At 70.6% G+C, this 7,403-nt stretch carries 10 protein-coding genes; 2 read left to right on the top strand and 8 right to left on the bottom strand.

Features of this window, described 5'->3' with window-relative positions; translation table 11 throughout:
• Positions 1-263 (bottom strand): response regulator (locus VGN50_RS00215; RefSeq protein WP_327442610.1); only part of this gene is annotated, 263 nt, incomplete at its 3' end.
• Positions 260-1,495 carry a sensor histidine kinase gene (locus VGN50_RS00210; protein ID WP_327442609.1) on the bottom strand — a complete coding sequence of 412 codons (1,236 nt, stop codon included), beginning with the start codon at positions 1,493-1,495 and terminating at the stop codon, positions 260-262. The genes VGN50_RS00210 and VGN50_RS00215, both read right to left, overlap by 4 nt.
• Positions 1,496-1,667: 172 nt before the next feature.
• Between VGN50_RS00210 and phoU the strand changes: the two genes are divergently transcribed.
• Positions 1,668-2,357, top strand: coding sequence for a phosphate signaling complex protein PhoU (phoU, locus tag VGN50_RS00205; protein ID WP_327442608.1), 690 nt, complete (start codon positions 1,668-1,670; stop codon positions 2,355-2,357).
• Positions 2,358-2,385: 28 nt separating this feature from the next.
• Here the strand turns inward: phoU and VGN50_RS00200 are convergent, their stop codons facing one another.
• From VGN50_RS00200 to VGN50_RS00185, 4 genes are read right to left on the bottom strand one after another with little or no spacing between them, the layout of a single operon-like run.
• Positions 2,386-3,120, bottom strand: coding sequence for a phosphoglyceromutase (locus VGN50_RS00200; RefSeq protein WP_327442607.1), 735 nt, complete (start codon positions 3,118-3,120; stop codon positions 2,386-2,388).
• A gap of 10 nt (positions 3,121-3,130) precedes the next feature.
• Positions 3,131-3,646 carry a YbjN domain-containing protein gene (locus tag VGN50_RS00195; protein WP_327442606.1) on the bottom strand — a complete coding sequence of 172 codons (516 nt, stop codon included), beginning with the start codon at positions 3,644-3,646 and terminating at the stop codon, positions 3,131-3,133.
• Positions 3,643-4,953: a D-inositol-3-phosphate glycosyltransferase gene (gene mshA / locus VGN50_RS00190; protein ID WP_327442605.1), complete on the bottom strand. Its 1,311-nt coding sequence runs from the start codon at positions 4,951-4,953 to the stop codon at positions 3,643-3,645. Before mshA ends, VGN50_RS00195 begins: the two co-directional genes overlap by 4 nt.
• A gap of 30 nt (positions 4,954-4,983) precedes the next feature.
• The gene (locus VGN50_RS00185) at positions 4,984-5,805 is read right to left on the bottom strand and encodes a hypothetical protein (RefSeq protein ID WP_327442604.1); all 822 of its coding nucleotides are present in this window, start codon (positions 5,803-5,805) and stop codon (positions 4,984-4,986) included.
• A gap of 40 nt (positions 5,806-5,845) precedes the next feature.
• On the opposite strand from VGN50_RS00185, the gene VGN50_RS00180 reads away from it, so the two are divergent.
• The gene (locus VGN50_RS00180; RefSeq protein WP_327442603.1) at positions 5,846-6,679 is read left to right on the top strand and encodes a class I SAM-dependent methyltransferase; all 834 of its coding nucleotides are present in this window, start codon (positions 5,846-5,848) and stop codon (positions 6,677-6,679) included.
• Here the strand turns inward: VGN50_RS00180 and VGN50_RS00175 are convergent.
• Together VGN50_RS00175 and VGN50_RS00170 are read right to left on the bottom strand one after the other, a co-directional pair.
• Positions 6,667-7,062, bottom strand: a complete 396-nt coding sequence (locus tag VGN50_RS00175) for a phosphomannose isomerase type II C-terminal cupin domain (RefSeq protein WP_327442602.1) — start codon at positions 7,060-7,062, stop codon at positions 6,667-6,669. The two genes, VGN50_RS00180 and VGN50_RS00175, sit on opposite strands and share 13 nt — an antisense overlap.
• Positions 7,056-7,388 carry a DUF2516 family protein gene (locus VGN50_RS00170; RefSeq protein ID WP_327442601.1) on the bottom strand — a complete coding sequence of 111 codons (333 nt, stop codon included), beginning with the start codon at positions 7,386-7,388 and terminating at the stop codon, positions 7,056-7,058. The genes VGN50_RS00175 and VGN50_RS00170 overlap by 7 nt, the downstream gene beginning before the upstream one ends.
• Positions 7,389-7,403 lie beyond the last annotated feature (15 nt).

Raw genomic sequence — 7,403 nt, 5'->3', positions numbered from 1 at the left:
ACCTTGTCGATCTCGCTGTCCTTGGCGGTGAGCATGATCACCGGCACGTTGGAGCGTTGCCGCAAGGCTCGGCATACCTCCGTGCCGGAGAGGCCGGGCAGCATCAGGTCGAGCAGCACGAGATCGGCGCCCGCGCGGTCGAAGTCGGCGAGCGCCTCAGGGCCGGTCTCTGCCACAGCCACCTCGTAGCCCTCTTTGCGCAGCAGATAGGAGAGTGGGTCGGAGAACGACACCTCGTCCTCGACAACCAGGATGCGCGTCATGCTCGGTGATCTCCTTGGGGTGCGGACGGGACGTATGCCGCGGCGCTCGGGGCCGTGGCCGGCTCCGATGTCCCGCTGCTGGGCTCGTGCGTCGGGGCAGTGCTGCGGTCGGCCGCCGCGGGCAGACGGATGGTGAAGGTCGACCCCCGGCCCTCCTCGCTCCACACCGTCACGTCGCCGCCGTGGTTGGCGCAGATGTGCTTGACGATCGCCAGTCCGAGCCCGGTGCCGCCGGTGGCCCGCGAGCGCGCGGCGTCAACCCGGTAGAAGCGCTCGAAGATGCGCTGCTGCTCCGACTCCGCGATCCCGTGACCCTGGTCGGCCACGGTCACCTCGACCATCTGGCCGGCCAGCCGGCCCCCGACGGCGACGCGACCACCAGGCTCCGAGTAGGCGATGGCGTTGCCCACCAGGTTGCGCACGGCAGTGACGAGCAGGTCCTCGTCACCGAACACCTTGAGGTCGGGCGCGCACGCCTCGGCGATCTCGATCTGCTTGGCGTCGGCCCCCACCCGGGAGTAGTCGATGGCCTCGCGGACGGCGGCAGTCACGTCGACGAGCCGAGGCTCGTGCAGGGTGTCGGCCACCTGCAGGCGCGACAGGTCGACGATCTCCTTGACCAGCTGGGCGAGCCGGTGGCTCTCGACCTGCATCCGGCTGGCGAACCGGGCGACCGCCTCAGGGTCGTCCTTGGCGTCGAGGATCGCCTCGGCGAGCAGGCCCAGACCTCCGACCGGTGTCTTGAGCTCATGGCTCACGTTGGCGACGAAGTCGCGCCGCACCTCCTCGACCCGCCGGGCCTGGGTGTGGTCCTCCACCAGGAGCAGGACGTGGCTGCTGCCCAGCGGGGCGACCCGCGCCTGCATGATCGCCCGCCCCTGCCCGAGCGGACCACGGGCCAGCTCGAGCTGGGCCTCCCGGATCACACCGTCGCGGCGGACCTGCCTGGCGAGGTGGCGCAGCTCGGCGTGCACGAGGTCGTGGCCGCGCACCAGCCCGTAGGCCACCGCCGAGGGCGAGTTGTTGATCACCGCGTCGGCCGAGTCGACGACGATCGCTCCGGAGCGCAGCACGGCGAGGACATCGGCGACCCCGGCAGGCAGGGGCGAGGCGGCGGGCGACTCGGGGATGTGCCGCTGCTGACGCTCGGAGTAGCGGACCGCGATGACAGCCAGTGCACCGGTCAGCAGGCCGGCGAACCCGGCCAGGACCGCTGCGCTGGTGGCATCCACATGGTCAAATGTACGCAACGGAGTAGACGCCCCTGGGCCACCTCGGGCACTCTCCTGCGGGGACGTCTCCAGATGTTCACCTCAGTCCACCCCACCGTTCATCGCCTCGTGGGAGCCTCGGCTCGCACGAGCAACGGCGCCCACCACGCGCCCACACCCCCCGAAGGAAGCAATGCGCGACGCCTTTCATGAGGACCTCGACACGATCTCCGACGGGCTGGTCGAGATGACGCGCCTCGCCGGGTCGGCCATGTCCCGGGCGACGACGGCGCTGCTCGACGCGGACATCCAGATCGCCGAGTCGGTCATCGAGGCCGACAAGGAGCTCGACCGTCTGCGTGAGCGGCTCGACGCCTTGTCCGTCGACCTGCTCGCTCGCCAGCAGCCCGTGGCCACCGACCTGCGCATGGTCGTCACGTCCATGCGAATGAGCGCCGATCTCGAGCGCATGGGCGACCTCGCCCGCCACGTCGCCAAGGTCGCGCGCCTGCGGTACCCCGACTCCGCCGTGCCGGCCGACATCCGGGCCACCATCCTGCAGATGGGCCAGGTCGCCGAGCGGATCGTCGCCAAGTGCGGCTCCGTCATCGCCGCCAAGGACGTGGACGACGCCAAGACGCTCGAGCGCGACGACGACGCGATGGACGAGCTGCACCGCACGCTGTTCGCCCACCTCATCGACGGGACCTGGAAGCACGGCACCGAGGCGGCCGTCGACATGACGCTGGTCGGCCGCTACTACGAGCGCTTCGCCGACCACGCCGTCTCGGTCGCGCACCGCGTGGTCTATCTGGTCACCGGCGAGTGGGATGTCGCCGAGGACCACGAGGAGCAGGAAGACGGTCTGGCCGACCTGAGCTGACCGCTCAGCGACCCTGGTTGGCCGCCGCTCAGCGACCCTGGTTGGCTACCGCTGCGGCGGCCTCGGCAGCGGCCTCGGGGTCGAGGTACCGCGCCGGCTCGGACGGCATGAAGTCGTCGCCGAGGGTGTAGACCAGCGGCTGGCCGGTGGGGATGTTCAGCCCGGCGATGTCCTCGTCGCTGATCTGGTCGAGGTGCTTGACCAGGGCGCGCAGGCTGTTGCCGTGGGCTGTGACGAGCACGGTCTCACCGGCGCGCAGGTCGTCCTGGATGGCGCCCTCCCAGTAGGGCATCATCCGGGCGATGACGTCCTTGAGGCACTCGGTCCGCGGCACCTCGATGCCGGCGTAGCGGGGGTCGCCGCTCTGGTCGAACTCGCTGCCCGGCTCGATGGGCGGCGGCGGGGTGTCGAACGACCGGCGCCACAGCATGAACTGCTCGTCGCCGTACTTCTCGCGGGTGGCCGCCTTGTCGAGCCCCTGGAGAGCGCCATAGTGGCGCTCGTTGAGCCTCCAGTCGCGCCGCACCGGGATCCAGTGCCGGTCCGCGGCGTCGAGCGCGAGGTTGGCGGTGGTGATCGCTCGACGGAGGACGGAGGTGTGCACCACCGTGGGCAGGACGCCCTGGTCCTTGAGCAGCCGCCCACCGTTGACGGCCTCCTCACGACCCTGGTCGTTGAGGTCGACGTCGACCCACCCGGTGAAGAGGTTCTTGGCGTTCCAGTCGGAGTGCCCGTGACGGAGCAGGATCAGGGTGTAGGCCATGCGCGCCAGCCTACTGAGCCGTCTCAGGCTCCGGGTCACCGTCTCGTACCAGCAGCGAACGGAAGGCCTCGAGGTTGCGCAGCGACTCACCGCGCGACACCCGCCAGTCCCACTCCTTGCGCATCGAGGAGAGGAAGCCGATGGCGAGCAGCTCGTTGAAGTGGGCGTCCGCCGCCTCCAGCAGCACCCCGAGGAGCTGGTCGAGGTATGCCGCGTCGACGGCTGCAGCGGGCAGCCGCCCCGCGACGTAGACGTCACCGGAGCCGTCCACGGCATACGCGAGACCGGGCAGCCGGAGGTTCTTGCGAAGCAGGTAGCGGTAGAAGGTCTCGTGGTTCTCGTCCGGGTTGCGGATCACGAAGGCGGACACCGACAGCCATTCGGGGGACGCCACGAGCGACACCACCGTCTTGAGCTTCTTCTCCCCGGGCAGCGTCAGGACGAGCTCGCCGTCCCGCGCACCGCGCTCCCACTCGATGTCGGCGCCCCGGAGGTAGTCCTCGACGATCTCCTGCAGGTCGCTCACGGCGTCACCGCGGCAGGGATGCCGACGAGCGAGCCGTTCGGCGAAGGGGTGTCGGTGGCGCGGGCCCGGACGCGGCAGGCCTCGACGTACACCTCGTAGAGGCGGTCTGCGGTGTTGTCCCACCCGAACAGGGCGGCATGCTCGACCGCCATCGACGAGAGCTTGTCGAGGCGCTGGGGGTCATGGAGCAGGTCGTCGACGGTGTCGGCCCACCCGCGCGGGTCGTGACCGTCGACCAGGACCCCGGCCTCGCCCACCGCGGTCGGGAGGCCGCCCACGCGCGCGGCGACAACCGGGGTGCCGCACGCCTGGGCCTCGACGGCAACCAGACCGAAGGACTCGGAGTACGACGGCACGACCACGAGGTCGGCGGCGCGATACCACTGGGCCAGCTCGGTTCGGGCCACCGGCGGGACGAACCGCACCTGAGGGGCGATACCGAGGCCATCGGCGAGATCCTGCAAGGCCTGCGGGTGCTCGAGGCCGGATCCGGAGGGGCCGCCGACGACGGCGATGACGAGGCTCCCCTGCCAGTCCGGATGGCGGGCGAGGAGCTCCGCGCCGGCCCTGAGGAGCACGTCGGGCGCTTTAAGGGGCTGGAGGCGCCCGACGAACAGCAGCACCTTGGCCTCCAGTGGAAGCCCTACCGCGGACCGAGCCTCTCGCCGGTCACCAGGCGAGAACAGCGACAGGTCCACCCCGGGAGGAACCACCACCACCTTTTCGGGGTCGGCGGCATAGAGGTCGATCAGCTCGTGGCGCTCGCCGAGGGTGTTCGCGATGAGCCGGTCGGCAGCCTCCACCACCTGGACCTCACCGATCTCGCGGCCGGCCGGCTCGGGCGTGTCGCCCTCAGCGAGGTGGAGGTTCTTCACCCGGGCCATGGTGTGCATGGTGTGCACCAGCGGCACCTGCCAGCGGTCGGCTGCCAGCCACCCGACCTGACCGGAGAGCCAGTAGTGCGAGTGGACGAGGCTGTAATGCCCCTCAGCCTCGTGGGCCCCCGTGCGCATGACGCCCGCGGCGAACGCGCACAGCTGGCCGGGGAGGTCCTGCTTGCCGAGGCCTTCGTAGGGCCCGGCCGTGACGTGACGGACCAGGACCCCAGGCTCCAGCTCGACAGTGGGTGGGAGCTCGGTGGTGGTGGTCCGCGTGAAGATCTCGACCGCGACGCCGCGTCGGGCCAGCTGGTGGGCGACCTCGACGACGTAGACGTTCATGCCACCCGCATCACCGGTGCCCGGCTGCTCGAGGGGCGAGGTGTGGACGCTGAGCATGGCGACGCGTTCGATGCGGTCGCAGGCCATACCGCGAGTCTGCCACGCCGCGAGGGCGGGCTAGGAGGTGGTGGTGTTGGTGGGGCTGGGCAGGTGACGGGCCTGCGACGAGACGGTCAGATAGCCGGAGCCGCTCCAGACGTGCACGTCCGTGCGACCCGCCGACCGCAGGTCCACCCCTCGGGCGACCTGCTGAGGCCCTGCTCCGACATCGGTTCCGAGGACCGTACTGAACGCAGCGCGGCCATCGGGGGTGTCCGGTGCCACCCACGCGGCGTGGCCACGCAGGATGACCGGGTTCAATGCGGGCGGTATGCCGATCGAGCGGGTCTCGCGGTCCAGGTGCCAGACCACGGCGTCGGCACCGTTGACCGATGCGCCGATCCGGATCACCGAGCCAGCCAGCTCGATCTCGATCGTGACCGGCAGGCGCAGCTGGGCGTCGTAGAGGTAGCCGAAGTAGGTCGCGCGACCCGGCAGGAAGACGAGCTCGTCGACGGTGAGGTTGTCCATCTGTCGCTGGACGTGCTCGCGGGTGTCGGTGCCGCTCACGCTCACCTGGCCCTGGACCGCCGACAGGATCGAGCCACCGATGACGGTCTGCAGGAGCAGGTCGCTGTCCCGGTAGATCCGCATCCCGTCGCCATAGAGCGACACCGTCACCCCACCGCCGAGGGTGGCCACGCCACGCGCCTCGGCGGTGACCGAGAGCAGCCCCGGCGCCACCCCGGATAAGCCCTCGTCGTGGCCGAACCACGCCGGCGCCCGCGTCGCGACACCGAGCAGTGCCAGCGCGCTGAGGGAGGTGACCAGGGCGACCATGCTGCGACTGACGTCGCGACCGCGCAGGGTGCGACCGAGGTCGCCCTTTCGCCAGATCACGCCCCAACCCTACGTCTCACGGCCCGCGTAGGCTGCCACCGTGGCGGGACAGCGGCCGGTGGGCACCATCACCCGTGGGACCACCAACCCCAACCGCCTCCGGCGCGTCGACCGTTGGCTCGCCGGACCCCAGGCCTGGCGCCTCACCCAGAGCGAGCAGCCCCCCGTTGTCGTCGACCTGGGCTTCGGCGCGTCGCCGGTCACCGCCGTCGAGCTGCACGAGCGGCTGCGCCGGGTGCGTCCTGACGTCGAGGTGGTCGGCATCGAGATCGAGCCCGATCGGGTCGCCCGCGCGAGGCCACTGGAGAGGGAGGGGCTCACCTTCGCCTTGGGCGGCTTCGAGGTGCCGCTGCCGGGCGCCCGGCAGGCGACGGTGGTGCGCGCCTTCAACGTCCTTCGTCAGTATGCCGAGCCCGAGGTGGCCGCCGCCTGGGCCACCGTGCAGGACCGGCTGGCGCCACAGGGGCTGCTCGTGGATGGCACCTGTGACGAGCTCGGCCGGCTGAGCTCCTGGATCGCGGTGGACCGCTCCGGGCCGCGCTCGCTGACGCTGTCCTGGCGGCTGCGTGGCCTGACCACACCCTCGGAGATCGCCGAGCGGCTGCCCAAGGCGCTGATCCATCGCAACGTCCCGGGCGAGCCCGTGCACCGATGGGTCAGTGCCGTGGACCGCGCTTGGGCGCATGCTGCCGCGCACGCGAGCTTCGGAGTGCGGCAGCGGTTCCTGGCGACCGCCGCGACACTGCGCAGCGACGGGTGGCCGCTGCTCGACGGACCTGCGCGATGGCGGCTCGGGGAGATCACCGTTGCCTGGAGCGCCGTGGCGCCGAGAGACCTCGAGGCCGGCGACGGCCCTGACGGTCAGCGGGCGTAGTCGTCGTCGAGGCGCACGATGTCGGCCTCGTCGAAGTCGCCGAAAGCAATCTCGAGCAGCCGCCCCGGCTGCTCGCCCTTGTTCGCCATCCGGTGCTGCGCGTGACAGGGCACCCAGACGGCCTCACCGGGCTGCGCGCTCCACGTGCGGCCGTCGACGGTGACCTCGATGGGCGAGTCCAGAACCTGCCAGAACTCACCCCGGTGGTCATGGGTCTGCAACGAGAGCCGGTGCCCGGGGTTCACGGTGATGATCTTGACCGTCACCTGCTCGTTGGAGGCGAACTGCTGGAAGTTTCCCCACGGGCGCTCCACCGTGAAGATGCCCTCGCGCGGGTCAGCGATCTCGGTCACGTCGGTCGTCTTCCCCGTCTGGTTCACCATGGGCCATAGGGTCCCATGTGCTGGCCCCCGCCGGTGCCCCGGACCTGACGAAGGGCGGGCCGCACGTCGGCCAGATAGATCCCCGCTCCGACGATGGCGAAGATGCCGATCGAGAAGAACCATGGTTGGCCGATCGACACGAAGCCGAGCACGGTGGCCAGACCGTTGACGATCCCCCAGAACTTCTTGGTGCGCTTGCCCGCGGCGACGAACGCGTCTGGACGGGTGCGCATCGCGTCGACCAGCGCGAACACCTCGGCCGCGAACGCGGCCAGCGAAAGCAGCAGGATCACGATGCCCTGTGCGGAGCCGAGTGCGGAGACCATGTGCACAGCGTAAGG

Source organism: Pedococcus sp. (assembly GCF_036000045.1).
GTDB lineage: Bacteria > Actinomycetota > Actinomycetes > Actinomycetales > Dermatophilaceae > Pedococcus.
This window is presented reverse-complemented; position numbering and strand designations above follow the sequence as displayed.

Bases quoted from the DNA above. Each gene is read 5' to 3' on its own strand.
- phoU (WP_327442608.1), top strand. From the start codon at position 1,668: ATGCGCGACGCCTTTCATGAGGACCTCGACACGATCTCCGACGGGCTG.
- VGN50_RS00175 (WP_327442602.1), bottom strand. From the start codon at position 7,062: ATGGTGAACCAGACGGGGAAGACGACCGACGTGACCGAGATCGCTGAC.
- VGN50_RS00170 (WP_327442601.1), bottom strand. From the start codon at position 7,388: ATGGTCTCCGCACTCGGCTCCGCACAGGGCATCGTGATCCTGCTGCTT.
- VGN50_RS00200 (WP_327442607.1), bottom strand. From the start codon at position 3,120: ATGGCCTACACCCTGATCCTGCTCCGTCACGGGCACTCCGACTGGAAC.
- mshA (WP_327442605.1), bottom strand. From the start codon at position 4,953: ATGGCCTGCGACCGCATCGAACGCGTCGCCATGCTCAGCGTCCACACC.